The organism is Candidatus Williamhamiltonella defendens, from assembly GCF_900699045.1.
Taxonomy (GTDB): Bacteria; Pseudomonadota; Gammaproteobacteria; order Enterobacterales; family Enterobacteriaceae; genus Hamiltonella; species Hamiltonella defensa_A.
In genome coordinates, this window is record NZ_CAADHL010000001.1 from 223539 (window position 1) to 249010 (window position 25472).

Here is a 25472-nt window from a genome sequence, read left to right on the forward strand (position 1 = left end):
GTTCATAAACAAATAGCAAAACAATATCAATTGTAAATGCTGTTCTGCCAAATAATGGTTCTTGTCAGAGACGCTTTTCAATAATGCCTCCACCAAGGCAAAATTCATTTTGATAAAACACGACGGATTGACCAGGAGTGACGGATGAAACAGGAGATTCAAAACGCACAATAGATTGATCCTGCCCTACTATGATCTCGGCCCGGATGTCTTCTTGACGATAACGTATCTTGAGTACGCATCTATAGGGTGATGTAGTTGGAGGTGAATTAACCCAATGTAATTTTTGAGCTATTAGTCCTTTGGACATTAGTCGAGGATGCATAGGATTTTGAGATACCAATAAAATATTGTTTTTAATATCTTTATCCACGACATACCAAGGGGCTTCACCTTCTCCTTTTACTCCACCTATTCCTAGACCTTTACGCTGACCTAAAGTGTGATACATCAACCCCTGATGCTGGCCGATATATTTTCCATCTATGGTCATGATGGAGCCTATTTGAGAAGATAAATATTGGCTAATAAAATCACGAAATTTACGCTCTCCAACAAAACAAATCCCCGTAGAATCTTTTTTCTGTGCATTGACCAGATTCAGCTTTTTAGCGATATCCCGCACTTCTGATTTTTTTAATCCTCCGATAGGAAAAAGGCAATTAGCTAACTGTTGTTGACCAATTGTATAAAGAAAATAACTTTGATCTTTATGTTCGTCGATTCCCCGTAACAAAAAGTGCTTCCCGTTATTGCTTTGATGACGTACATAATGTCCTGTAGCAATATAATCCGCTTCTAGATCTTTTAAAGCGAATTCAAGAAAAGCTTTAAACTTGATTTCTTTATTACATAAAATATCAGGATTAGGCGTCCTGCCTGCTCTATATTCCGCTAAAAAAATCGTAAAAACCTGACTCCAATATTCAGCCGAAAAATTAACAGTATGTAATTCAATCTTGAGTTTATCACACACATCTTGTGTATCTGACAAATCAATGGCAGCGGCACAATACAGTGCATTGTCATCTTCTTCCCAATTTTTCATAAACAAGCCACAAACCTGATAGCCTTGTTCTAAGAGCAAGTAGGCCGCCACGGAAGAATCTACACCGCCAGACATTCCAACAACGACTTTTTTGCTATTTTTATTTAACATGATTTTTTGTTTTTTAATAAAGAATAAATCTGATTGAAAGGATAAAAACTTCTATTTATTTTTCTCCTTCTTCTTTTCCTCCCTCCCCTTCGTATTCAATATCTTTAACATTTTTAATATTGCGACGGGAGTCTTCTTTATGTTGTATTTTATTTAACTGACGTTCAAGCTTATTGAAAACCTCATTAATGGCAGCATAGATATCGGGATCTTCGGCACTGGCAAACAAAGAGCGATGAGGAATCCTTATTGTGGCATCTACCTTAAAGCCATTTCTAGCTTTATTTATTACAACACGTGCATGAATTAGTTGCACTTTCCATTTATCAAGTTTTTTAAAACGTTCATTAATACGTTCACTTATGGAAGGAGTAATATCGATATCTTTACCAGTAATGTTCACGGTCATAAGGCTTAACCTCTTATTTTTAGAAGAATATGAAAGAATTATGAGTTAATAGCAATGAGTTTAGCCACTTTATCGGCCTGTTCGTGAAGCTGTAATTTTCGATATGCCTGTTCCATCAAAGGCAGTGCAGTTCGAGTCGCTTGAGTATCGGGATGCTTTTTAAGCATTTCTTCTACGCGATTGATGACTGCCACGTATGCTTCACGTTTAATGTAATATTGAACGATAGCTAATTCATGCTTGGCTAACCGATTTTTTAAAAAAATCAATCTTTTTTGAGCGTCTGCTAAATATGTGCTGTTTGGATAATATTGCATTAACTGTTGGAAATCACGGAAAGCCCTTATGGCGTGCTCTGGGTCTCGATCCGAACGGTCTATCCCAAAAAAATTCTGGAGTGGATTTACGTCCATACCCATTTCCGTTAAGCCTCTCAAATATAGTACATAGTCAATATTGAGGCTAGTGGGATTCAGACGCATAAAACGGTCTATATAAGCTTGGGCTAAGGCAAGTTGATCTGATTTATAATAAGCATAAATAAGATCAAGTTGTACTTGTTGCGAGTACCCGCCGAAAGGAAAGCGCGTATTTAATGCCTCAAGTTGAGTAATCGCTTCTCTAAAATTCCCTTCTGATAACGCTTTTTGAGCGACTTCATACAGCGCATAGGTAGGTTGATCTGGCACAATCCGTTTATTTTTGCTACAAGCAGAGAGGGCCAAAGCAAAAATAGAGGGGATCACTAAATGTTTAATAAATTTCATGACTTTTTGATTATCCTCAAAATATTATTTAGTAAAGGATCGATTAGGTTCCAGAAAGATATGTCATTAAAATGATAGGTTACATTAAATAGCCTAACCGTCACAACACAAGGTGAATAAAGAAGCGATCTATGACACAAAAAATACAACTCAATGCGACACTGTGTAAATCACAACTGGGCCAACGATTAGATCGGGCTTTGGCTGAACTTTTCCCCACGTATTCACGATCGCGCATCAAAGAATGGATTTTGGCCCATCAGGTTACTGTCAATGGGATCACAAAGAGTATCCCTAAAGAAAAAATATCAGGTGGCAAACACATCGAAATTCATACTTATATTGAGGAGAATAAACAATGGATGCCACAAAAAATCCCTTTAAATATTATTTATGAAGATACGGATATTTTAGTGATTAATAAACCCTCAGGCTTGGTGGTGCATCCAGGTGCAGGAAATCCTGATCACACAATATTGAATGCGCTTTTAGATTATTACCCTAATATTACTCATGTTCCAAGAGGCGGCATAGTTCATCGTTTAGATAAAGACACGACAGGCTTGATGGTGATAGCAAAAACACTTCACGCTCAGACCGGCTTGCTCGATTCCTTGCAAGCACGTTTAGTTACACGTGAGTATGAAGCGATTGCAGTCGGTCATATCACAGCAGGGGGAAGCATTAATAAACCTATCGCTCGACATAACAGTAAGCGTACTCATATGGCTGTCCATCCCCTAGGGAAATCTGCGGTCACACATTATCGTATTTTGCAACATTTTCGAGCTCATACTCGATTACGGTTGCGTTTAGAAACAGGGCGTACGCATCAAATTCGGGTTCATTTTTCTTATATTCATCATCCTTTAGTCGGAGATCCCTTATATGGCAGACATTTGCGTAAGCCAAAAGGTGCTTTAGAGAAGCTCATTGAAACTTTAAGCGCTTTTAAGCGGCAAGCGCTTCATGCCACTATGTTGCGTTTACATCACCCTATTACTCAGATTGAAATGGAGTGGCATGCTGATTTACCTCAAGATATGCTTGATTTGATCAGTGCTCTCAACGCAGATCAAGAGGCATTTTGCCAAAAAGAGGAACAATAAAAAAGATGTTACTCATTCCTGATTGGCCCACCTACGTTAACGTCAGATCCTACAGCACGACATGTCAGGGAGGTGTACGTTTGCCACCTTATCATTTCTTCAATTTGTCAACTCATGTGGGTGATAATCGTGATCACGTAGAAAAAAGCGCTAGAAATTGTTGCGTTGCTAGAGGCCGATCTATCTCACATACCTATTTGGTTAAATCAGGTACACGGTCATACAGTTTTAAATCTAGAGGGAAAATTATAACCTCAGGAAGTCAAGACAAACGCCGTTTATACGCGTCTACCAGGTCAAGTGTGCTCTCATGATGACGGCTGATTGTTTATCTGTACGCTTAACCAATTTCGTAGAAAATGAAGTCGCTGCAGTTCATGCCGGTTGAAGGGGTCTTGGCATGTGTATCTTATAAAAAACGGTGACTTAATTTTGTACTCAGTCTTCTACTATTATGGCATGGCTCTGCCCGGCAATCGAACTAAAAAAATTCATAGTAGGTGAGGAGGCGCGCCCGTTTTTATCCTCACAGATAAAAAGCCGCTTTCGCTTTTGCAGGCTTGGATAATCGTCGTTATTTAGCGGATATTTATTATCTAGTTTGGTTATGTTTGCTGGCGATTGAGGTTGATGCCATTTATGGTGGGAATGATTGTAAGATCAAAAATACAGGAAAATTATTTTCTTATCGGGCGTCCCAATGGGTGACTGGACGCATGGTGAGTTTCATTTGATTTAGCTAAATATAATCAATTTGGTCGGCGAGAGAGGATTTGAACCTCCGACCCACTGGTCCCAAACCAGTTGCGCTACCAAGCTGCGCTACTCGCCGTTTTTGGTGCGAAGGGAGGGATTTGAACCCTCACATCCTGAAGATACTAGCACCTGAAGCCAGCGCGTCTACCAATTCCGCCACCATCGCATTTTTGTATGAATTATTATGGGGTGACTAATGGGACTCGAACCCACGACAACTGGAATCACAATCCAGGGCTCTACCAACTGAGCTATAGCCACCATAAAGATGGTGCGACCGGCAGGATTCGAACCTGTGACCTCTGCCTTCGGAGGGCAGTGCTCTATCCAACTGAGCTACGGACGCGCCTGCGTCTTTGCGGGGGAGGATACTACGGTTTTCAGGTCCTCATGTCTAGTGATTTTAATAAAAAATAGCTACCCTGAAAATTCATAGTGACGCTTTTATTAGGTAAAGTAATTTGTAAAATTAAACGATTAACTGACAAAGTGTTTGCTAATCACATACGGCCTTGGTATTCCAGAAAAAGTATTGCAGTTTAATGAGAAAAAGATTTCTGATAAAATACAGTATCACTTCTAAAAAGAATCTGGATGAGAAATAAAAGGCGCATGAGCAGACTGATGCATGATAACAGATTTAGTGTGATAGTGTGAGGCCAGGCCTCATCCAATAATTCAGTTATCTGACAGCCTACTAACGCATCTAGCTACCATAAATACACAAAAAAGGCACAGAAATAGCATTTAGAATATCATGCATGTCGCAGTATATCGTAATATTTTCCAACCCGCTTCAAGTACTTCTTTTTTGGTAAATATCGATTGAATAAAAAAGATTTTAAAGATGTTGTATCGCGCTAACTGTTGATCATGCCTAATGTTTGAAGCAAAAAAATTACTCTAGCGTATTCTATAAATGATCCTCTAATTTTTGTTCAAAACATGACAAAACCTGCCATGATATTCTAAGCCATTGATGTTGAGAAACAAAACAAGGAGAACTGCAAACCATGATTAAAGCAAGAACACGTTCAGTATATCTCAGAGCAATCTCACTGACAATACATCTGCACATTGACCAACCTAGTCATATTGTCTGTGTCGGGGCTTTTAAAAGACCGTTTCTGATATTTTAGAAAGGTAAAACTCTCTTGACCCTGACTGAAGTTATAGCCAGGGATGTCAAATAAATGTAATCGGAAATGCGAACCGAATCTGTTTATAATGTAACACCATACATTTGAATTCAGTCCCCATCCATGCAACATCACAAAGTCGAGTTTTCCTTCGCCGCAGCTATATCTATATAGGTTTTTTATCCGTATATTATACAGATTATTGGTCAAAAATATTTTATGCTTATATCAAATTTTATTAACTATTATTAGATATACCAGATGCCATTGTATTTATCTCATTATTGACTTTGCTCTATTTGTACGCGTTATTTGCTTAAGTTATGCTCCTATTGTCTACAATGTAGTTTACCTTCAACAAATCCTTATTTATCTTATGGACGTTGCTTACTTGCACCTCCCTTGTGGAATAGCATTACCTTTGTCAATTTTTACGAACCGCCTTTAAGTGCGTTAATTCAAAAAATGAAATTTCAAAGCATGACAGCATTAACGTTAGTATTGGTTAGTTTATTATTACTACGATAGCGAAATCTTTGTGGTGATAGCAACATAAAAAATCAGTCGCATTATCGGCGTGCCCTTGCATGTCAGATGTTGCTGTCGGCGCGGATTTAATAAAAACGATCTATTAGCTTGCCTGTTAGCTCGTTGGTTAAATTGTGATTATCAATCAGACTGTTTGACTCGTTTACGTCTCACTCCATCACAACGACATTTAAACGCATCCAAGAGAAAAAATTTAATAGGGGCATTTCAATCTCATTTATCTCTAAAAGGCTAGAGTGTCGCTTTAGTAGACGACGTCGTTACCACAGGTGGCACAATTAATGAAATCTCAGCGCTGCTTATAAAAGAATGAGTAGATTCATCACAAATTTTATATATTTACCGCACCTTGTCGTTCTGGCACTAATACGCGTATCATAAAAAAGAAAATATAAAACAATTAAATTGAGTTCACATATGATGATTACTATAACAGAAGCTGCACAAAACCACTTTGTTAAACTTTTATCCAGCCAACCTAAAGGAACACAAATTCGCGTCTTCGTTGTCAATCCTGGTAATCCTACAGCTGAATGTAGCGTGTCTTATTGCCCGGCCGACAGCGTTGAAAGTACTGACACCCATCTCAAATTCAACCTATTTTCTGTTTTCGTTGATCCAATTAGTGCACCCTATTTAAATGAAGCGGCGATTGATTTTATGACTGACGAGCTGGGCTCTCAACTCACTTTAAAGGTGCCGAATGCTAAAGTGCGAAAAGTAGATGATGATGCTCCTTTAATAGAACGAGTCGATTATATTCTGCAATCACAAATTAATCCCCAATTAGCCAATCATGGAGGTCGCGTGACCCTAATGGAAATTACAGATGATGCTTTTGCTATTTTACAATTTGGAGGGGGTTGTAATGGGTGCTCAATGGTAGATGTCACTTTAAAAGAAGGAATTGAAAAGGAATTATTGCAACAATTCCCTGAGCTTAAAGGTGTCAAAGATCTGACAGAGCACCGGCGTGGAGAACATTCCTTTTATTAAATTATTTAGGCTCAGCAAATCAAAGAGTCTCTCACGGCGGTAATCGTATTTAATTTGTGAATCTGTGAGTCAACAGCCATAGAAAAGATAAAAATAATTATTACTTTAACAACCGCGCTGAGCCGCTCAGTTTGCAACACTGATCGAATTCAGTTTACTCAGACAGTGATGTGAATTGATCATAATATACCCCATTAATTTTACTATTTTATAAGAGGGATCATAAAAGAGGTAAAAAGATTGATGTAGCGATAGGGATTATTCAAGATACACAATAAATATTTATTACTCAACGATATAAAAAGTACATTTTGTAGGTTTTTAGGAATTTCCCGGAGGAAAAATTGAAAAAATGAAACCCCTGCTATCGCCCTAGCAAGGGAATTGTTTGAAGAAACTCGTATTACTATACGAAGTGCTTCTCTGCTTCAAATAAAACAGAGATTCACGATAATCTCATCATCTGTCTTTATTTTTTATTTAGTAGAAGAATGGGAAGGTGAGCCCTGTAGTTATGAAGGCCAGAAAAACAAATGGATTAATAAAGCCGAATTATCAGCACTGCGTTTTCCTCCTGCAAACGACTCTGTTATTGAAACAATATTATTACAAAAGTAATAAAATATCTGTGTTATTCTCGGTTAAAAATAAAGGTATTTTGATGAAACGCCCGATTTACCTAGATTATTGTGCGACAACACCAGTTGATAAACGAGTGGCTGATAAAATGATGTCGTTTTTAACTATAGATGGCACCTTTGGAAATCCTGCTTCTAAATCTCATTTTTTTGGCTGGCAGGCAGCAGAGGCTGTGGATATTGCGCGTAACCAAATTGCTTCATTACTGGGTGCGGATGCGCGCGAAATTATTTTCACCTCTGGTGCAACAGAATCTAATAATCTTGCTATTAAAGGGGTGGCCCATTTTTATAAAAAAAATGGGACACATATTTTGACCTGCCAAACAGAACATAAATCTGTTTTGGATAGCTGTGCACAACTCGAAAGGGAAGGCTTTTCTGTGAGTTATTTGTCACCTAAAAGTAATGGTTTAATCGATTTAGAAAAATTTGAATCCGCGCTCAAAAAAAATACGATTTTAGTGTCTGTTATGCACGTTAATAATGAAACTGGCGTGATACAAAATATTGCGCATATAGGTCGAATTTGTCGCGAAAAAGGCATCTTTTTTCATGTGGATGCGGCTCAAAGCGCAGGGAAATTACCTATCAATTTATCTCAGTTATCCGTTGATTTCATGTCTATTTCGGCTCATAAAATGTATGGTCCTATGGGAATTGGTGCCCTATTTATCCGTCGAAGACCCGCTGTGCATCTTGAGCCTCTTCAACATGGCGGTGGGCATGAGAGAGGAATGAGATCAGGCACTTTACCTGTTCATCAAATTGTCGGGATGGGAGAAGCGTGCCGTATTGCTGAGGCAGAAATGTCTACACAATCAGATAAAATGAATATTTTAGGTGAGCAATTATGGTATGGCCTTAAGCATCTTGATCATATTTATCTCAATGGCGATCTCAAAAATAAAGTGCCTCACATTTTTAACATCAGCTTTGGAGGAATCAATGGAGAGGCTTTGATCCTTTGTCTAAAAGATTTGGCAGTTTCTTCTGGTTCCGCATGTATCTCAAGTACTGTGACGTCTTCTTATGTACTCCGTGCATTAGAGGTCAGTGATGAATTAGCTCAAAGTACTATTCGTTTTTCTTTTGGTCGATTTACTACCCAAAAAGAAATAGACTACGCTATTAAATTAATACCTAGATATGTTCGAGGCTTACGAAAAGTGTTAAATCAATAATAAAAAATATAAATAAACGAAAGATAAAAAAAGAAACGAATGAATTTAATGCAGTTCAAAAACTCAATAAAAAAGTGATAGTGATGACTCTTATTTTACTAACGTTGGGTTTTTTGTTATACGTTTTCAAATTAAACTGGCTGAAATTCAATACATCCCGGCTTTAGCTATGAGCACGATGTTAGTCAATACTCCAGTGTCTCAAGCTGATATCATTCATTTCAAACCTGAATTAAAAATCTCATTTACTATATTAGGGGATCTCAATAAACATTTCGAGGCGGTATTAAAAGATATTTAGTCGCCCCCTGAAAGCATCAATGATTCCGTTTTTTATTCCGCACGTTTTGAAGTCCCGAATTCTAAAGGTTTATTACGTTTAAAAACGACAGCTCAGGTATCTATTTAATTGCCAGAAGCTTGAAAGGCTATTCTGATACTATGATCTGCGTTGGGCAATCAAATAGATGGTAATCGCTATCAGGTCTCACTCTGAGTTAAGGATAAAGACAATAAAAATCAAGAAAAGACGCGGGAAGTTACGATTGGCATTCGTAATAATCTCAATGTACAAATCCTTTCTGGCTTAAAGATGGGTAGAAAAATGATCATCCGCTGTTTTAATTATGAGGATATATAATGTCCTTCTTACTTGAACTGCAATCTGTAATACGACGCTATCAGTCAGGAGAAGAAGGCCTTGATTTATTAAAGCATATTTCTTTAAAAATTCATTCTATGAAGCTAGAGCTGGTGGCGATCATAGTTACTTCAGGCTTGGATAAATCCACTTTAATAAACATATAAAGCTTCCTAAATCAATCCATTAGTGGGGCCTACTATATTGCCTGGTAAAATATTGTAGATCTTTACAAGGATGATTTGGCAATATTACGGCGTGAATATTTTGGTTTTATTTTTCAGTGATATCATTTACTCCCGCATCTGAGTGCAGCCCATAACGTTGAAATATCCTCTATCTATGCAAGATCTTCTAAAAATGAGCACTAAAAAAGAGCTATCATGCTGCTGACCCGTCTTGGATTAGACGAATGCATTAACTATCGACCAAATTAGTTTTCAGGAGGGTAACAACAACGAGTCAGTATCGCACGAGCATTAATGAACGGCGGGCAAATTGTCCTATCTGATGAACCTACAGGCGCGCTTGACAGTCATTCCAGTGTTGAAGTCATACATATTCTTAAACAGCTTTAATAAAAAGGTCATACCGTCATTGTGGTGACACATAACAATGAAGTGTAAAATCAAGCTAATCGTAGTATTAAAATTAAAGACGGAGAGATAATTTTAATTCAGGATATCAACCCACACAAAAACTTAAAAAATACCTGAACCCTCAAGCCAATCAATTAAAAAGGCTTCCTATCAGCAATGGGTAAGTCGCCTTTATGACGCATTTCTGATGGCTTAGCGTGCCCATGCTATTTAATAAAATGCGAACTGCATTAACCCCATGCTAGGGATCATTATTAGTATTACGTCAGTGGTCTTAATTTTAGTGGTATGGGATGCTGTTCAGCAAAAAAATTTGGCGAATATCAAAGCGATAGGGACTAACACTATTACTGTTTACCCTTGTAGGGACTACGGAGATGATGATTCCAGTAATCGACAGCTATTAATTTATGAAGCTATTACAGAGCGCTACAGAAACAATCCTATCTTAGTGCTATTTCTCCTATTATCTTAGGCAACATACGCCTTCGTTTAGGAAATATAGATGTTGCAAGCACAATTTTATAGGTTGGAAGCCAATACTTTAAAGATTACGGCATTAAGATTTAAAATAGAGAAAGGATTTTAGAAAGACAGGTAAGAGACTAAAGCCAGGTGCTGGTCATCGATAAAATACACAAAGGCGTTTATTTCCGCGGATAAAAGATGTAATAAAAAAGAAATATTAGGGGAATATCCCAATGACCGTTGTTGGGATTGCTACAGAAAAACAATCTATGTATAGAAAAAACAATGTTTTAAGAATCTGTATACCTTACAGTACTATGACAAATCTCTTCACCTTACACTCTTATTGTGATGCGATTACAGTTCGTATCAAAGAGGGTTATAACAATAACAAAGCAGAGTAACAATTAATACGATTATTGACTTTACACCACGGTAAAAAAGACATTTATATGTTTAACGTAAATACAGTATTGAAAATAGCTGAAAAACTACCCGTACCATGCAATTCTTTGTGTTTTTAGTAGAACCCATTTCTTTAGTCGTAGTGGGTATTGGTGTGATGAACATCATGTTGGTTTCGGTCACAGAACGGACTTGTAAAATTGACATCCGCATGGCATTAGTGGCTTGATTGAGTGAGGTGCTTCGTTTAGTAGGGGGCCTTAGTATTGCGCTCTCTTTCCTTATTAAATTTACGGTTGAATCTTTCGTTCCCACCTAGTTATTGAGCTTTTCTCCAATGGCTTTATTCATTTCCTTTTTCGGTTCCACTATGATTGGTATTGTATTTGGCTATCTACTTGCTCGCCGTGCCTCCCGTCTGAATCCCATAGATGCCCTTGCATGTGAATAAATTTGTAAACTACCGACATTCCACTGCTAAGAATAAGCTACTATAGTGTAAAGTAAAAGGTAAAAATTTATGAAAGAAGTGAATGAGATAAGAATATCATGCGCACTCCTCACATATGACTTTATCCCCTAATTATTTATTTTTATTAAAAACACATAGACTTAAAAATCAGGAAATTTGAATGAAAATTGCAGTCGTTGGAACAGGTTACGTTGGCCTCTCTAATGCTATTTTATTGTCTCAACATAATGAGGTAGTGGCACTGGATTTAATACCAGAAAAGGTTCGTTTAATAAATGCAAAACAATCACCCATTATAGATGGGGATATTGAACACTTTCTGAAACATAAAACACTCAATTTAAGGGCCACTTTGAATAAAGAAGAGGCTTACAAAGCTGCCGATTTTGTCATAATAGCCACTCAGACTGATTATGATGCAAATACCTACTGCTTTAACACTGAGTCTGTGGAAGAGGTCATTAATGATGTGAGTCGCTGTTATTCTAAGGCAGTGATGGTGATTAAATCCACCGTTCCTGTTGGTTTCACATCTAAAATAAAAGCGCAATTTGCCTGCGATAATATTATTTTTTGTCCTGAATTTTTGCGAGAGGGCAAGGCTCTACATGATAATCTATACCCTTCACGGGTTATAGTAGGCGAGCGTTCTCGACGAGCTAAAATTTTTGCAAATTTACTCAAACAAGGGGCTATTAAAAAACACATTGAGACTCTCTTTACCGATGCCACTGAAGCTGAAGCCATTAAACTGTTTGCCAATACCTATTTAGCGATGAGAGTCGCGTATTTTAACGAGTTAGACACCTATGCGGCCAGCCATAGGCTAAATACGAGACAAATTATTGAAGGGGTAAGTTTAGATCCCCGTATTGGGCATCATTATAATAATCCATCATTTGGTTACGGCGGATATTGCCTCCCTAAAGACACTAAACAGTTGCTAGCGAATTACCAGGACATTCCTCAACATTTAATTCAGGCCATCGTTGACTCAAATCGTACTCGTAAAGATTTTATTGCAGATACCATTCTGCAAAAAAATCCTAAAGTAGTGGGAATTTATCGTTTACTTATGAAAAGTGGCTCAGATAATTTCCGCACTTCTTCTGTGCAAGGGATTATGAAGCGCATTCATGCGAAAGGTATTGAGATCGTCATTTATGAGCCAGTTTTAAAAGAAAAGACGTTTTTTGGGTGCCAAGTAATAGAGGACCTGGTCAGCTTTAAAAATAAATCAGATGTGATTATTGCAAATCGCCCTACATATCATTTGAACGATGTATCAAAAAAAGTATTTACTCGTGATCTATTTAGGCACGATTAACCTTTTAAAAAGTTTTTTGTTAACAATAAATTCATCTTAAAATTCGGAGCAGTTAATGAATGAGCAACAAATACAAAATGTTCTTTCTTATCAAGAAAAACATTCTAATATGTCTAAAAATACATTAAATCTAAAACCTGCAACAGATGAAATTGATTTAATTGATTTACTTGCAATTTTTATTAAAAATAAAGTAAAAATTTTTTTTATCACGATTTTTTTTGTAATTGTAAGTTCTATTATATCTTATAAATTGCCAGAAAAATGGACCAGTAAGGCTATAATTACTTATATCGATGACAGTCAACTGCAGCCTTTAGAACTGTTATCTAATCAATTAAATTTATTTGATATTACTTTAAATTTTAATAAAAATTATTTACTTTCTCTTTTCATTCAATTATTCGACTCAAATGTTCTCAAAGAAAAATATTTAATAGGCAGTGATTATTATCAAAAATTAGTAAAAGATTACCCAAAAAATGAAAATACATTCATTTTTAATGTTGTCAAAAATTTTAATATCACATATTCAAAATCAGATAAAAAAAATGAGTTCAAAGATTATATTTTTTATACTTTGTCCTATATTGCTGATAATGATAAAGATGCACAAAATTGCTTAAACGGATATATAAATTATATATCTGTTATTTTAAACGAAAGACTCAATACGGAAATTAAGAATAAAATAAATATAAGAAAGAATGTACTTTCGTTTATGATTGATGACAAAGGAATGTTAATTAATAATAATGCAAACCTATCTATAGGTAGATTAAAGCTAGAGAAATTACAGTCCATAAAATTATCAGATATCAAAATCATCCCATTCGAATATCTGCAAGAACCTAACAAACCCATAAAAAAAGATTCACCGCAATCTACCTGTATTATTTTGTTATCGGGTATCGCAGGCCTTATGGTTTCTATGTTTTATGTTTTAGTTCAACATTACTTATCGCAGCGAAATCAACCTTAATGTTTTTGCAAGCTTAAATACAACATCAACCTGATCTGTAAATTGAATCCTTTGTTTTTAATAAGTTTAAGCGGCATCATATGAGATGCTGTTTTCGATCTTTTAGGTACTCAAAATTGGCTGAGGCTGATCAGTCGCCTCTCCAGGAGATTAGACACTGCAAATGGACCCCTGGATAGACTGAAAACTTTGGGCTAAAAGTTCTGCTGATTGTTTGGTGTTTTCAATGGATTGTTGCTGTGCCTTTTTACTATAAAACTCTGTATCTGTGACACTGAATTTGTGTGCTCAAATTTACTTTAATCCAAATTTTAAGGTGTGATCGAGCAGTGTCTTGAGTTTATCCATTTGGTGTCATTGCACCTTTTATGGCTTGATACCATTTTAATAAAGTTTTTCCTTCTGTTTCATAATCGTATTCCGGCTCTGTGATTAGATTAGCCGCATGAATGTTTTTTACCTACTTGATTTTTATAAAAAATCAAAGTGCTGGTTAATACCATGATCGACCTATTTTTTATCATTATCCGCATATTTAGCTCATATATTCACGTTAATAATGAGGTCGATATCAAGAACCGCCTCTACATTTACGATCACTACAGTGACAACATAAGTCCAAAGGACCATTGATCTATTTTTGATATAATAGGGAATAGACTAATATAAAACGATAAATAAATAAACTGATGTAATTTTATTTTGTTTCCTTAATATCGGTAGATTATTAAAATTGAAAAATTTATTTTTTGATTTGATGCAAATAGACATCTATTTGTAAAGAAATACCAATCTGTCGTGTATCTAAGACTCGTTTAAATTTTCTATGAAATTCCAATAAACTGGCCAAACATTAGCGTTGAGAGTCCAAACCCGAACCACAAAATTTAATGAAGACGCTGCCGTTTCGTATAAACGTACGATGACTTCTTGATCTAATAAAATACGTTCATCAGCTGCGATAACCTATCCCATGACTATTTTAACGACATCTATATCCACATCTTAAGAGACACCAACGATGATTTCTCAGTCCGTCGTTTAGGTTCACGCGTCATGTTGATAATATTACCTACGATAATTTTTCCGTTAGGAACGACAATGATTTTTACATCAGGAGAACATAAGATCGTTGAAAACAGTTGCACGTGTAATACAGTGCCAGCAACACTGCCTAGGTCAACCAATATGGCTGCCCGGAAAGGAGGGAAAAACCACCAGTAATACGCCTGCAGCAAAGTTAGACAGAAAACTTGTAGTGCAAAGCCCGCAGCACCTATGAGTGCAATGACGGAGGAAGTTTGCACTCTAAATCGTTCTAGCACTAGAATAATGCTAAAAACTAGAATGCTGTAACGCACCATAGTTGATAAAAAATCAGAAACCGTGGCGTCGATACTTCGATTTTTCATCATATTGTTAAGCGGCTTCGAAACTACTTGCGCTGCAATTGAGCTCGTTATCATGATCAGAACAACGGCCACTATATTGATGGCATATTCAATTAATAAATTGAAATTATCGATCACCAAACTTCTAACATTATGAATGCGATTGACTACATCAAGTTCTTCCCTTTTAAAATTTAGGCACATAAATCTGTGGTTACTTTTTAAAAGTAAAGCGCAAGATGCAAATCTATGCTACGTGAATTTTTTTCTAAAGGTTAATTTTTCTAAATAATAAGCGGCTTTTAAAAAGCCGATGTCTAAGATGAGGTTATAATGCGATTCGAGTAAAAGGTTTGGCGGCTTTCAGTGTCTCTTGATCATAAAATACACCTTTGGCTAGTGATTGTAATTGATGGCCGGTAAAACTAAAAGAGTCGTCCTCCGGGCTTCGGATACACCCGATTGCATGTTCATAATGATAAATCATTTGAGCGACCACAGGTTCGTCCGTTTTTACACAATGAAGAAAAGCAATACCGTAGCCTAGATGCGTTAATAGTGCTAATTCAAACATTGTCGTGCCCGTTCCAATGTATCTTGAGCATTGGATAATGCTTCCAAACAGTCGAGATAATCAAAAAAAGCGCACGATAATCAATATTTGCTAGCAACAGGCGAGATAAAAGCTCATTAACATATAAACCGCTGTACAAGAAAATGCCAGTTAAAGGCACGGCAATAGAAATGAGTTCCGCACCACATAAGGTTTTTATTTCTGATTTTCTGCTCTAACGCAAAAGTAAGGGCGTAAAAGATTGTAAATAGCCTTTTAATTCAGATCGAGGACGCAGTGCTCTTTTTGCGATCGGAAATATCCGTTCTGCGTTTTCAGTCAATAAATCCAGTATTAAACTAGTTTCACTATAAGGGCGGCGATGAAGAATAAACGATCTATGCCAGTAATGATGTATAAAATGACCGGGTTATCTATCTTAGGTCATCACTATAACCGAGGCTATGCAATGCACGTTCATCATCGGCCCAACCTGATTTTACTTTTACCCAGAGCTCAAGATGAACTTTAGTGCCAAAAAGTTGTTGCATATTTTGGCGCGCCTCAATTCCCATCGTTTTGATTTTAGAACCTCGATGACCTATCACGATTTTTTTTTGTCCTTCTCGCTCGACAATAATAAGGCCATGAATGTAATAAGCCCCTCTGGCATTCACTTCAAATTTTTCAATTTCAACCGTGACAGAATAAGGTAATTCTTCACCTAAAAATCGCATCAATTTTTCACGAATGATTTCTGATGCCATAAAACGTTTGGAGCGATCTGTGATATGATCTTCAGAAAAATGGTGAGGCGCTTCAGGGAGGTGTTGACGTACAATTTGCTCAATACGATCAATTTGTATTCTTTTTTTTACAGAAATAGGCACTAAATCAAAAAAGCTTGCGTCCAAAAAGCTCAGTTTTCGCTTTAAAAAAGAGATATGAGGCAATAATATTGATTTCTCTGTGAGATGATCGATTTTATTGACCGCCAATAAAACGGGACATGTCACTCCTCTGAGCTTATTGACTATCATCTCATCGTCTGGAAACCAACGTGTCCCCTCCACCATAAAAATAATTAGCTCTACATTTCCAATCGTACTACGAGCGGCGCGATTCATAAAACGATTAATAGTCCGTTTTTCTTCAATATGCAATCCCGGCGTATCGATATAAATCGCTTGATAAGACCCTTGAGTATGAATACCTATGATGCGATGACGGGTAGTTTGAGCTTTAGAGGAGGTGATGGAAATTTTTTGCCCGAGAAGTTGATTAAGCAGTGTTGATTTTCCCACATTTGGACGACCTAAAATGGACACAAATCCACAATAGGTTTTTTCTGTTTTGTTTTGTTCATCTTGTATTAACTTCATTCAAATTCCAGCTTTTTTAACGTTTTTGTTGCTGCTTCCTGTTCAGCTTTGCGACGATTAGAGCCCTTTCCTACAACCAGTTCCTCTAATCCGCTAACTTGGCAATGAATAGTAAACTCTTGCTCATGTGCTGCACCAGAAACCTGAGCGAGCAGATAAAAAGGCAACGGCAGTTGGTGGCTTTGCATGTATTCCTGCAAACGTGTTTTTGGATCTTTTTGCTGATGGGTTGGATTAATCTGTTCTAAACGTTTGTGGTACCATCGCAAAATAGTTTTTTCTACTGTTTGAATATTACTATCTAAAAAAATAGCGCCAATAATGGCTTCTATACTATCTGCTAAAATAGATTCACGTTGAGCTCCACCCGTTTTAAGTTCGCCTTGCCCGAGTTGTAAGTAGGCTCCAATATCAAACTCACAAGCGATTTCAGTTAAAGTATCCCCTCTGACTAAAGTAGCCCTCATGCGGCTCATATTCCCTTCATTAATTTCAGGAAAACGATGATATAACTGATTTGCAATCACAAAGCTTAATATAGAATCCCCTAAAAATTCTAAACGTTCATTGTGTTGCGTGTGTAAACTACGATGAGTTAGAGCTTGTATAAGCAGCGATCTTTCTTTAAAAGAATAGCTTAATTTAACTTCTATTCTATTAATATGAATAGGATTCATTGTTATTTATAATCGGTTAATATATATAAAGCCATTACGTTAAAATGCTTTTTCAATAGTCAGAAAGTCAAATAAATTTAATCAATATACCCAATCCGACTCAAACGTACTCCTGTCGGCCATTCATTTTCTTGTTTTTCAAAACTCATCCATATTGCAGTGGCTTTGCCAACCAGGTTACGTTCAGGAACAAGCCCCCAAAAACGGCTATCTGCACTATTATCCCGGTTATCCCCCATCATAAAATACTCCCCACGAGGGACTACCCAAGAGCCAATAGGCTGCCACTGTTGTCTATAATAGGAACGCATTTGATCTGCTGTGCCTGGCAGCATCAAAATCTGGTGACTTACAGAGCCCAGAGTCTCAATGCGCTCATTCTGGCGAATGCCATTGTCTGGTACAGATTGTTGAAGGGGTATCTGAAGGAAAGCAATTGAGGTATTTTTATCTGTGTTGAAAATAAATGTTTGTATAAAATTACTTGGATGAGTAGTGCTATAGGTCATCAGCTGATCATCGCAATCGGTATTAGGTTGGCAAAAAGGCTGAATATGGACCTCTTTTCGTATAGGATCATAGCGGACATGATCACCAGGCAATCCAATCACGCGCTTAATAAAGTCTACCTTTTTATCTAAAGGATATTTAAATACAACGACATCCCCTCTTTTGGGGTGGCCTGTCGGTATCAGTGTTGTTTGAGTGATAGGATCTTTAATACCATAGGCATATTTTTCAACCAAAATAAAATCGCCTATCAGTAATGTTGGCATCATAGAACCAGAAGGGATTTGATAAGGCTCGTATATAAATGAGCGAACACAAAATACTATTAATAATACAGGGAAAATGGAGACAGCGGTTTCTATCCAACATGGTTGTTGAATGACGTCACTTGCTATTTCAGTAGAAATTGCATCTTTTTTTTTCTTGCGCGCAGGGGCCCATATAAAGCGCTCGATACACCAGATGATACCGGTCACCAAGGTAGCAAACGCTAGAATCAAGGTGAAGGTGTTGGCCATTGAGGTGAAAGTATTAGGCATATTTATTGATTCCTGATTTTCTATTTACTTGCTTTTTCCAATATGCAACATAGCGAGAAAAACGTCTTGTGATAATTCAACATTACCGATTCTCTTCATACGCTTTTTACCTTCTTTTTGTTTTTGCAAAAGCTTTTTTTTACGGCTGACATCGCCGCCATAGCATTTTGCTAACACATTTTTTCTTAATTGCTTTACCGTAACCCGAGCAATAATGTGCTGACCAATTGCCGCCTGTATGGCGATGTCAAACTGCTGCCTTGGGATGAAGTCTTTCATTTTTTCTACCAGTTCTCGACCACGAGAAGCGGCATTATCACGATGTGTGATTAAAGACAGTGCATCGACTCGCTCAGTGTTAAGTAATATATCCACTCGCACCATATCAGACGCTTGAAAACATTTAAAATTATAATCCAAAGAAGCATAACCTATGGAGATGGATTTTAAACGATCAAAAAAATCTAGTACAACTTCGGCCAGCGGAATGTGATAGGTCAAAGCTACTTGATGACCGTGATACAGCATATTCACTTGAACCCCTCGTTTTGCGACACACAAGGTCATGACATTACCTAAATACTCTTGTGGTAGCAGAATGTGACATTCTGCAATAGGTTCACGTAACTCTTCGATCTCATTTAATGCGGGTAACTTAGAGGGACTATCTACGTAGAGTATTTCTTTTTTTACAGTTTTTACTTCATAGACAACAGTAGGAGCTGTGGTAATCAGGTCTAGATGATATTCTCTCTCAAGACGTTCTTGAACGATTTCCATATGCAGTAAACCTAGAAAACCGCAGCGAAAACCAAATCCCAACGAGCCTGAATTTTCTGGCTCAAAAAACAAGGAGGCATCGTTGAGGCTTAACTTAGCTAAGGCATCCCTAAAAGATTCATAATCATCAGAGCTGATAGGAAATAAGCCTGCATATACTTGGGGTTTGACTTTTTTAAAGCCAGGCAAAGGCTTTTCAGCCGGATGCCGGCTTAATGTTAAAGTGTCTCCCACTGGCACGCCTAAAATATCTTTAATCGCACATACTAACCAACCTACATCACCACAATTGAGTAGGTCTGTATCAAGACGTTTCGGAGTAAAAATACCAAGGCGCTCTACATTATAAATTTGCCCTGTGCTCATGACTTTAACTGTATCACCTTTACGTAAAGTTCCATTTTTTAAGCGAATTAATGAAACTACCCCTAAGTAGTTGTCAAACCATGAGTCAATAATCAGAGCCTGTAATGTGCCTTTGGGGTCTCCTTTCGGAGCAGGGATATCTCGCACTAAGCGTTCTAAAACATCGGCGATGCCCATACCTGTTTTAGCAGAGCAACGTACGGCGTCTATCGCGTCAATACCGACAATGTCTTCAATTTCTTCTGCAATTCTATCTGGATCTGATGCAGGTAAATCTATTTTATTGAGGACAGGAACCACTTCCAGATTCATCTCAAAGGCGGTATGGCAATTTGCCAAAGTTTGTGCTTCAACCCCTTGAGCTGCATCTACGACTAGTAAAGCTCCTTCACAGGCGGCCAGAGAACGCGACACTTCGTAAGAGAAATCGACATGCCCAGGAGTATCAATAAAGTTAAGTTGATAGGTATTACTGTCTTGAGCTTGATAATATAACGTCACACTCTGGGCCTTGATAGTAATGCCTCGTTCACGCTCCAAATCCATAGAATCTAGCACTTGTGAAGCCATTTCACGTTCTGTTAATCCACCACAAAGCTGGATAATACGATCAGATAAAGTAGATTTTCCATGATCAATATGGGCAATAATAGAAAAATTTCTTTTATAGTTCATTTATTTATTTTTACAATTAAGTTATCTGCAATACGCTTAGCAGTCGAAAGAGGAATTTCTCCAACGACGGTCATCTGAATATGATCACGCACCTGAGTTTGAATTGTACGACGACTTTGTTGAAAATGACTTTCGGTATTATTTTTTTTATTCACAGGGGAGACAGTAATCAAAAAACTAAATAGGCCATCCGTATAAAAACGAGAAGCTAAGAATTTTTTCTTATGCATTAGTTGATGTTCACTAGGAGGAATATTAAAAAATCCTGCAGGAAGCCATTTTGGAAACCAATCAAAATTGACGGTTTCTTCCTCAGGAAAGTTCATTAAAGGAGGCACAGACGCTTTTTTTAAATTTTGCATAAAAGAAGTTAGGTTATCGCCCATATTCAATGAAATAACCTTAAATTGCTCTAATGTTTGACCATTTAGATTCAGTAAATTAATTTGCATAGGCAATTTGGTGACTTCGTCTAACCAAATAAAGTAGCTGTATCTATTATTTTCTTTCGGAAGCACTCGAATGATTTGACATATACGATTAGCGATACGCATTTTCCCTACAAAGATATAGTGATAATACTGTGAAAGCATTGAAAAATCAGAAAAAACAACAGAAGGAAATGCATCTACCATGTGAGTGCCTAACAATGTGAAAGGTGTTAAGTCAGATTGAAAATAACTGATTTGATGATTGTTTTGACGTACTTCAACTCGAAGCTGATCCATTCGCAGTAACTGAGCGAATGTTTTTCCGTTTAAGATAACATGACGATATCGTAAAGAATCAATATCTTGCTCATCAGCCTGAATATAATTAAATTCATAGTTAAGCGATCGAATGGCTGTACTCATTTCTTTCAACATCATACCGGAGTTCGGTTGCTCAGAACCCTCCGAATTAGGAGAAAAAGCAGCAAGCAATAAAATCACGAAAAGAAAAAATGGATGCATTACGACTATTTTTTAAAAGATCAATTGTATGACTCTGGCAAAAGAGGATGAGTTTCTAATGGAAAGTAGGTGCGCCGCTTTAATTCAAATTTGTGTAATAAATTAAACTCCTCAGAACCGTTTTGCTCTTCTTCTAATGGTTTTTTCATATAATGACTTTTTCCTGCATGAGTCCCTACATGAGCATGAAGCCCAAAACTGACTGGAGCCGGTTTTAATTCTATCATAGGGCTAATATTAAACGTGGGTACTTCAGATTTATTAGATGATTGATAGTGACCACTGAGAACGACCACCAGAGATACCGAAGCCGCAACGGCAATTTGAGTCAATTGACTAACCCAAGGCCTATTTTTTTGCCAAAAAGGAATATCATCAGTATCACGACTGGTCTTAATCTCAGATGCAGCTGTATTAATACATATAGGATCATTTTTAATGACTTCTAAAATACAATCAGACATATCTAGGCAGAGAGGATTGGCTAAATCATGGCGTAAAGCGTCGCCAATTAAATGATAATTTTTCCAACTTTTCTGCAGCACTTTATCTTTTGATAAAGTATGTAATAGCTCATCATCTAAAATTTCATCATCGATTAAAGCGGAAAGTGTTTCTTTCTGCATATATAATACCTTTTTTGATAGTTATTCATCGTTGAATCAGTGTCTGAATTTTATTATCAATTGCGTCTCTAGCTCGAAAGATACGTGAACGAACTGTACCTACGGGGCAATCCATAATATTAGCTATTTCTTCATAACTCAAACCTTCTAGTTCACGTAAAGTAATTGCGACTCGTAAATCTTCGGGAAGTAATTCTAAAGCATTAAAGATAGCCTGTCGCAGCTCTTCAGACAATAATAAGCTTTCAGGGTTCGATATTTCTTTTAGCGCAGCGATATTTTCGTCATTTTTGATATCATTCGTATCAACATCATTGGCTGGTGGGTGGCGCCCTTGAGCAATGAGATGATTTTTTGCTGTATTAATCACAATACGATATAACCAAGTATAAAAAGCACTTTCACCGCGAAATAATTTTAAAGCACGATAAGCTTTAATAAAAGATTCTTGTACCACATCCGGCACATCCGAAGAATGGATATACCGAGATGCTATCTTTGCAACTTTATGCTGATAACGAATAACCAACAAGTTAAAAGATTGTTGATCTCCTGATTGAACTCGTTTAACTAACGCTTGATCTGTCAACCATTGGATCATTCAGAATACATTCTCCGCAATTAATTTTATTAAAAAATGTCATACCACTGCTTTATTTTGTTTATATTATATAAAAACGTCACAAAACGAATAACCGCAGCTTTTGTTGAGGGGTATAAGCTACCATGAAATTCATTTTCATTCTTCAAACATCATATTTTTATGAAAAAATTATCTGAACAAATGACCGATGTATTAATCATTGGCAGTGGTGCTGCAGGTTTATCATTAGCGTTACGTCTTGCTCCACATTGTCGCATCACTCTTCTCAGTAAAGAATTATTAAACGAGGGGGCCACCTTTTATGCTCAGGGAGGTATCGCGGCAGTTTTTGATGAAGCAGATAGTATCAACTCACATGTGCAGGATACATTGATTAGCGGTTCAGGGCTGTGCGATAAAGAGATTGTCGAATTTGTCGCCAGTCATGCCTCTCAATGTATACAATGGCTAGTTTGTCAGGGTGTTCTATTTGATACTGAAATAAATTCGATAGGCCAAGAGCGCTATCATTTAGCTCGTGAAGGAGGTCATACACATCGGCGTATTTTACACAGTGCCGATGCGACGGGCAAAGAAGTAGAAAATACTTTAATTAAAAAAGTCTTGAATCACCCAAATATTTGTATAAAAGAACGCCATAACGCGGTAGATCTTATTACTGCAGGAAAAATGAGTAATACTGAAAATCAACGAATTGTTGGCGCTTATGTTTGGAATAGAGATAACAAGAAGGTAGAAACCTTTCGCTCGAAAATAGTTGTACTGGCGACAGGAGGGGCCGCCAAGGTTTATCAATATACCACCAATCCTGAAATTTCTTCTGGTGACGGAATTGCCATGGCTTGGCGTGTAGGATGCAGAGTGGCTAATCTAGAATTTAATCAATTTCACCCTACCTGTTTATTTCATCCCAAAGCCCCTAATTTTTTATTAACGGAAGCCTTGCGGGGTGAAGGGGCTTATTTAAAGCGACCTGATGGTAGTCGATTGATGCCTGATTTTGATTCCCGCCTTGAATTAGCCCCCAGGGATATTGTGGCTCGAGCCATTGATCATGAAATGAAAAGGCTTGGGGCAGATTGCATGTATCTCGATATCAGCCATAAATCTAGTGAATTTATCATTCAACATTTTCCTATGATCTATAAAAAATTACTTTCATTAGGAATTAATTTAACAAAAGAACCCATACCGGTTGTGCCTGCTGCACATTATACTTGTGGCGGAGTTATGGTGAATCAGCAGGGGCGTACAGATCTGGAAGGCTTATATGCCATTGGTGAAGTCAGTTATACAGGTTTGCATGGGGCCAACCGTATAGCCTCTAATTCCTTACTAGAATGTTTGGTCTATGGTTGGTCAGCAGCCGAGGATATTTTGGCTCATTTACCTCAATCACATTTTAGCGATGTGCTTCCTGATTGGGATGAAAGTAAGGTTCATAATTCTGATGAGCAAGTAGTCATTCAACATAACTGGCATGAATTACGCTTATTTATGTGGGATTATATGGGTATTGTTCGTACCACTAAAAGATTGGAACGGGCGTTACGTCGTATTAATACTTTAAAGCAGGAAGTGAACGAATATTACGCTCATTTCTGTATCTCTAATCATTTGTTGGAATTGCGTAATTTATTACAAACCGCAGAACTGATGGTTCGTTGTGCCATAATGCGAAAGGAGAGTAGAGGTTTACATTACACGTTGGACTACCCCAATCAACTGCAAAAACCGCAATTAAGTATTCTTTCTCTTTGTAAAGGATAGATGTTTTTTCTCATCTGGAATCAAAAAAATGCTCCGGCAGCATCTCAAAAATTGACTGAAGACACAAAATAAAAAACCTTTATTTTGATATTTTTTAAAACGCTGCGCTAGTTGTCTGCGTTGATCAATACGAGCATCATATCGCGCCTGTTATAGGCTCCTCAAAGGAACTAAATTACCGGTATCACTTAATAATCCTATGGCTTGAGAAAAATCTCCTTTCAAAGCGGGATTTTCTGCATATGCCGAGAGTGCTTGATCCCGTTATCTTTTAGCCAGAGCGGCCTGAATTAGTAATTTCTAGCCGTTCATATCATCGGGATGATCAAAAGTGTAACGGCGTAATAAATAAACCGACTGTGCAGACTCGTCTGCCTTGATGTAGGCATTCGCTAGATTAAGCTGCCATATGCACTGATGTGTCTGCGCCACCCTGGCTTTTTTAATCGAATGATCACCTGAGCCGATTTATTTTTAGATCAATTAATATCGGTCATGAAATTAATAAACCAGATATTATCTGGGTACGTTACTGATAGTGTTTACAAAATTTAGCGGGCTTTATCGTATTTTTTATTTTTATACCATAAAATCGCTTGCCCATATTCTGCCGCTAATCGTTCAGAAGCAGTGCCTTTTCAAGGGTTTGAGAAATTCGTTAAAATCTTTCTTTAATTCAAGCAGGCCATGTAAACGCGCTTTTGTGAAAAGACAATCCTGCGAAGAAACCACAGAGTGCAAGGATGAGTGAATAGCATTTCAGGAGGTTTATAGCGTAACGATGATTCATCGGCTAGTTTTTATAAAAAATCAGTCATTGTATGCGCATGAAAACCGGATGCCTATAATAATTTTAGCCTAATACGATCAGCTTCCTGTTCATGCAATTGACTGAGGCTGAGTATGTCTTTCTGTGCTCATGCTAAAGAAGAACTCCATCTCATCATACCGGCTTTTGGATTTGCCAAAAGTAACAAAAGAGATTCCAATTTGCTGGTTAAGGTTAGTTGAGACAGACGTTGATTGTTTTTTATGGCACGCGTAAGG

At 37.3% G+C, this 25472-nt stretch carries 23 protein-coding genes, 4 tRNA genes and 4 pseudogenes; 14 read left to right on the top strand and 17 right to left on the bottom strand.

Annotated features, from left to right (window positions below; translation table 11 throughout):
* Positions 1–64: 64 nt before the first annotated feature.
* The 3 genes from mnmA to bamD are packed head-to-tail and all read right to left on the bottom strand — an operon-like array spanning position 65 to position 2335.
* Positions 65–1159 carry a tRNA 2-thiouridine(34) synthase MnmA gene (gene mnmA / locus CICURV3402_RS01085; RefSeq protein WP_158379503.1) on the bottom strand — a complete coding sequence of 365 codons (1095 nt, stop codon included), beginning with the start codon at positions 1157–1159 and terminating at the stop codon, positions 65–67.
* 55 nt (positions 1160–1214) lie between these two features.
* On the bottom strand, positions 1215–1568 hold the full coding sequence (hpf, locus tag CICURV3402_RS01090) for a ribosome hibernation-promoting factor, HPF/YfiA family (RefSeq protein WP_158379504.1): 354 nt from the start codon (positions 1566–1568) through the stop codon (positions 1215–1217).
* A 38-nt stretch (positions 1569–1606) separates the two neighbouring features.
* Positions 1607–2335 carry an outer membrane protein assembly factor BamD gene (gene bamD, locus CICURV3402_RS01095; protein ID WP_158379505.1) on the bottom strand — a complete coding sequence of 243 codons (729 nt, stop codon included), beginning with the start codon at positions 2333–2335 and terminating at the stop codon, positions 1607–1609.
* Positions 2336–2466: 131 nt separating this feature from the next.
* Here bamD and rluD point away from each other — a divergent pair, with 131 nt between their 5' ends.
* The 4 genes from rluD (at position 2467) to CICURV3402_RS01110 (ending at position 4178) form a co-directional block, all read left to right on the top strand.
* A complete protein-coding gene (gene rluD, locus CICURV3402_RS01100) occupies positions 2467–3444 on the top strand; it encodes a 23S rRNA pseudouridine(1911/1915/1917) synthase RluD (protein WP_158379506.1) in 978 nt (325 codons plus the stop codon).
* A gap of 5 nt (positions 3445–3449) precedes the next feature.
* Positions 3450–3758 carry a laccase domain-containing protein gene (locus tag CICURV3402_RS07440; protein ID WP_407079043.1) on the top strand — a complete coding sequence of 103 codons (309 nt, stop codon included), beginning with the start codon at positions 3450–3452 and terminating at the stop codon, positions 3756–3758.
* Positions 3758–3832 (top strand): hypothetical protein, encoded by a 75-nt coding sequence (locus tag CICURV3402_RS07805; protein ID WP_487249578.1) that lies wholly within the window; start codon positions 3758–3760, stop codon positions 3830–3832. Before CICURV3402_RS07440 ends, CICURV3402_RS07805 begins: the two co-directional genes overlap by 1 nt.
* A gap of 172 nt (positions 3833–4004) precedes the next feature.
* Entirely contained in the window at positions 4005–4178 is a 174-nt protein-coding gene (locus tag CICURV3402_RS01110; protein WP_158379507.1) for a laccase domain-containing protein, read from the top strand.
* Positions 4179–4199: 21 nt separating this feature from the next.
* Here the strand turns inward: CICURV3402_RS01110 and CICURV3402_RS01115 are convergent.
* From CICURV3402_RS01115 to CICURV3402_RS07445, 5 genes are all read right to left on the bottom strand, one after another.
* A tRNA-Pro gene (locus CICURV3402_RS01115) sits at positions 4200–4276 on the bottom strand.
* 4 nt (positions 4277–4280) lie between these two features.
* Positions 4281–4366, bottom strand: a tRNA-Leu gene (locus CICURV3402_RS01120).
* Positions 4367–4385: 19 nt separating this feature from the next.
* Positions 4386–4461: transfer RNA gene (locus CICURV3402_RS01125), tRNA-His, on the bottom strand.
* Between the two features lie 8 nt (positions 4462–4469).
* A tRNA-Arg gene (locus tag CICURV3402_RS01130) sits at positions 4470–4546 on the bottom strand.
* A gap of 709 nt (positions 4547–5255) precedes the next feature.
* On the bottom strand, positions 5256–5471 hold the full coding sequence (locus CICURV3402_RS07445; RefSeq protein ID WP_407079044.1) for an alpha/beta fold hydrolase: 216 nt from the start codon (positions 5469–5471) through the stop codon (positions 5256–5258).
* Between the two features lie 837 nt (positions 5472–6308).
* Between CICURV3402_RS07445 and nfuA the strand changes: the two genes are divergently transcribed.
* From nfuA to CICURV3402_RS01165, 9 genes and pseudogenes are all read left to right on the top strand, one after another.
* Positions 6309–6884, top strand: a complete 576-nt coding sequence (gene nfuA, locus CICURV3402_RS01135; protein WP_158379794.1) for a Fe-S biogenesis protein NfuA — start codon at positions 6309–6311, stop codon at positions 6882–6884.
* Positions 6885–7268: 384 nt separating this feature from the next.
* A complete protein-coding gene (locus CICURV3402_RS06310; RefSeq protein WP_235667571.1) occupies positions 7269–7502 on the top strand; it encodes an NUDIX hydrolase in 234 nt (77 codons plus the stop codon).
* Positions 7503–7545: 43 nt separating this feature from the next.
* Entirely contained in the window at positions 7546–8706 is a 1161-nt protein-coding gene (locus CICURV3402_RS01145) for an IscS subfamily cysteine desulfurase (RefSeq protein ID WP_158379508.1), read from the top strand.
* 169 nt (positions 8707–8875) lie between these two features.
* The gene (locus CICURV3402_RS07050; protein ID WP_268904277.1) at positions 8876–9007 is read left to right on the top strand and encodes a hypothetical protein; all 132 of its coding nucleotides are present in this window, start codon (positions 8876–8878) and stop codon (positions 9005–9007) included.
* A gap of 15 nt (positions 9008–9022) precedes the next feature.
* Positions 9023–9115, top strand: a complete 93-nt coding sequence (locus tag CICURV3402_RS07810) for a hypothetical protein (protein ID WP_487249579.1) — start codon at positions 9023–9025, stop codon at positions 9113–9115.
* 111 nt (positions 9116–9226) lie between these two features.
* A pseudogene (locus CICURV3402_RS07815) lies at positions 9227–9346 on the top strand (permuted SH3 domain-containing protein); the annotation flags it as partial.
* Positions 9346–11269 (top strand): annotated as a pseudogene (locus CICURV3402_RS01155) (ABC transporter permease). The pseudogenes CICURV3402_RS07815 and CICURV3402_RS01155, both read left to right, overlap by 1 nt.
* 181 nt (positions 11270–11450) lie before the next feature.
* The gene (locus tag CICURV3402_RS01160; RefSeq protein ID WP_158379509.1) at positions 11451–12617 is read left to right on the top strand and encodes a nucleotide sugar dehydrogenase; all 1167 of its coding nucleotides are present in this window, start codon (positions 11451–11453) and stop codon (positions 12615–12617) included.
* A 55-nt stretch (positions 12618–12672) separates the two neighbouring features.
* Positions 12673–13599, top strand: coding sequence for a Wzz/FepE/Etk N-terminal domain-containing protein (locus tag CICURV3402_RS01165; protein ID WP_158379510.1), 927 nt, complete (start codon positions 12673–12675; stop codon positions 13597–13599).
* A 742-nt stretch (positions 13600–14341) separates the two neighbouring features.
* Here the strand turns inward: CICURV3402_RS01165 and CICURV3402_RS01170 are convergent.
* The 9 genes and pseudogenes from CICURV3402_RS01170 to rpoE all read right to left on the bottom strand — a co-directional run bounded on the left by CICURV3402_RS01170 (position 14342) and on the right by rpoE (position 22652).
* Positions 14342–15194: pseudogene (locus CICURV3402_RS01170) on the bottom strand (mechanosensitive ion channel domain-containing protein).
* A gap of 124 nt (positions 15195–15318) precedes the next feature.
* Positions 15319–15961 (bottom strand): annotated as a pseudogene (recO, locus tag CICURV3402_RS01175) (DNA repair protein RecO).
* Positions 15962–15977: 16 nt separating this feature from the next.
* Positions 15978–16925: a GTPase Era gene (gene era / locus CICURV3402_RS01180; protein ID WP_158379511.1), complete on the bottom strand. Its 948-nt coding sequence runs from the start codon at positions 16923–16925 to the stop codon at positions 15978–15980.
* Positions 16922–17602 (bottom strand): ribonuclease III, encoded by a 681-nt coding sequence (gene rnc, locus CICURV3402_RS01185; protein ID WP_158379512.1) that lies wholly within the window; start codon positions 17600–17602, stop codon positions 16922–16924. Before rnc ends, era begins: the two co-directional genes overlap by 4 nt.
* Positions 17603–17679: 77 nt before the next feature.
* On the bottom strand, positions 17680–18630 hold the full coding sequence (gene lepB / locus CICURV3402_RS01190) for a signal peptidase I (protein WP_158379795.1): 951 nt from the start codon (positions 18628–18630) through the stop codon (positions 17680–17682).
* Positions 18631–18675: 45 nt separating this feature from the next.
* Positions 18676–20472 carry a translation elongation factor 4 gene (lepA, locus tag CICURV3402_RS01195; protein ID WP_158379513.1) on the bottom strand — a complete coding sequence of 599 codons (1797 nt, stop codon included), beginning with the start codon at positions 20470–20472 and terminating at the stop codon, positions 18676–18678.
* Positions 20469–21425 carry a sigma-E factor regulatory protein RseB gene (gene rseB, locus CICURV3402_RS01200; protein ID WP_158379514.1) on the bottom strand — a complete coding sequence of 319 codons (957 nt, stop codon included), beginning with the start codon at positions 21423–21425 and terminating at the stop codon, positions 20469–20471. Before rseB ends, lepA begins: the two co-directional genes overlap by 4 nt.
* 20 nt (positions 21426–21445) lie before the next feature.
* On the bottom strand, positions 21446–22051 hold the full coding sequence (locus tag CICURV3402_RS01205) for an RseA family anti-sigma factor (protein WP_158379515.1): 606 nt from the start codon (positions 22049–22051) through the stop codon (positions 21446–21448).
* A 25-nt stretch (positions 22052–22076) separates the two neighbouring features.
* Complete coding sequence (rpoE, locus tag CICURV3402_RS01210) at positions 22077–22652, bottom strand: RNA polymerase sigma factor RpoE (RefSeq protein WP_158379516.1); 576 nt, start codon at positions 22650–22652, stop codon at positions 22077–22079.
* 162 nt (positions 22653–22814) lie between these two features.
* Here rpoE and nadB point away from each other — a divergent pair, with 162 nt between their 5' ends.
* Positions 22815–24425, top strand: coding sequence for an L-aspartate oxidase (gene nadB, locus CICURV3402_RS01215; protein WP_158379517.1), 1611 nt, complete (start codon positions 22815–22817; stop codon positions 24423–24425).
* The last annotated feature ends 1047 nt before the right edge of the window (positions 24426–25472 follow it).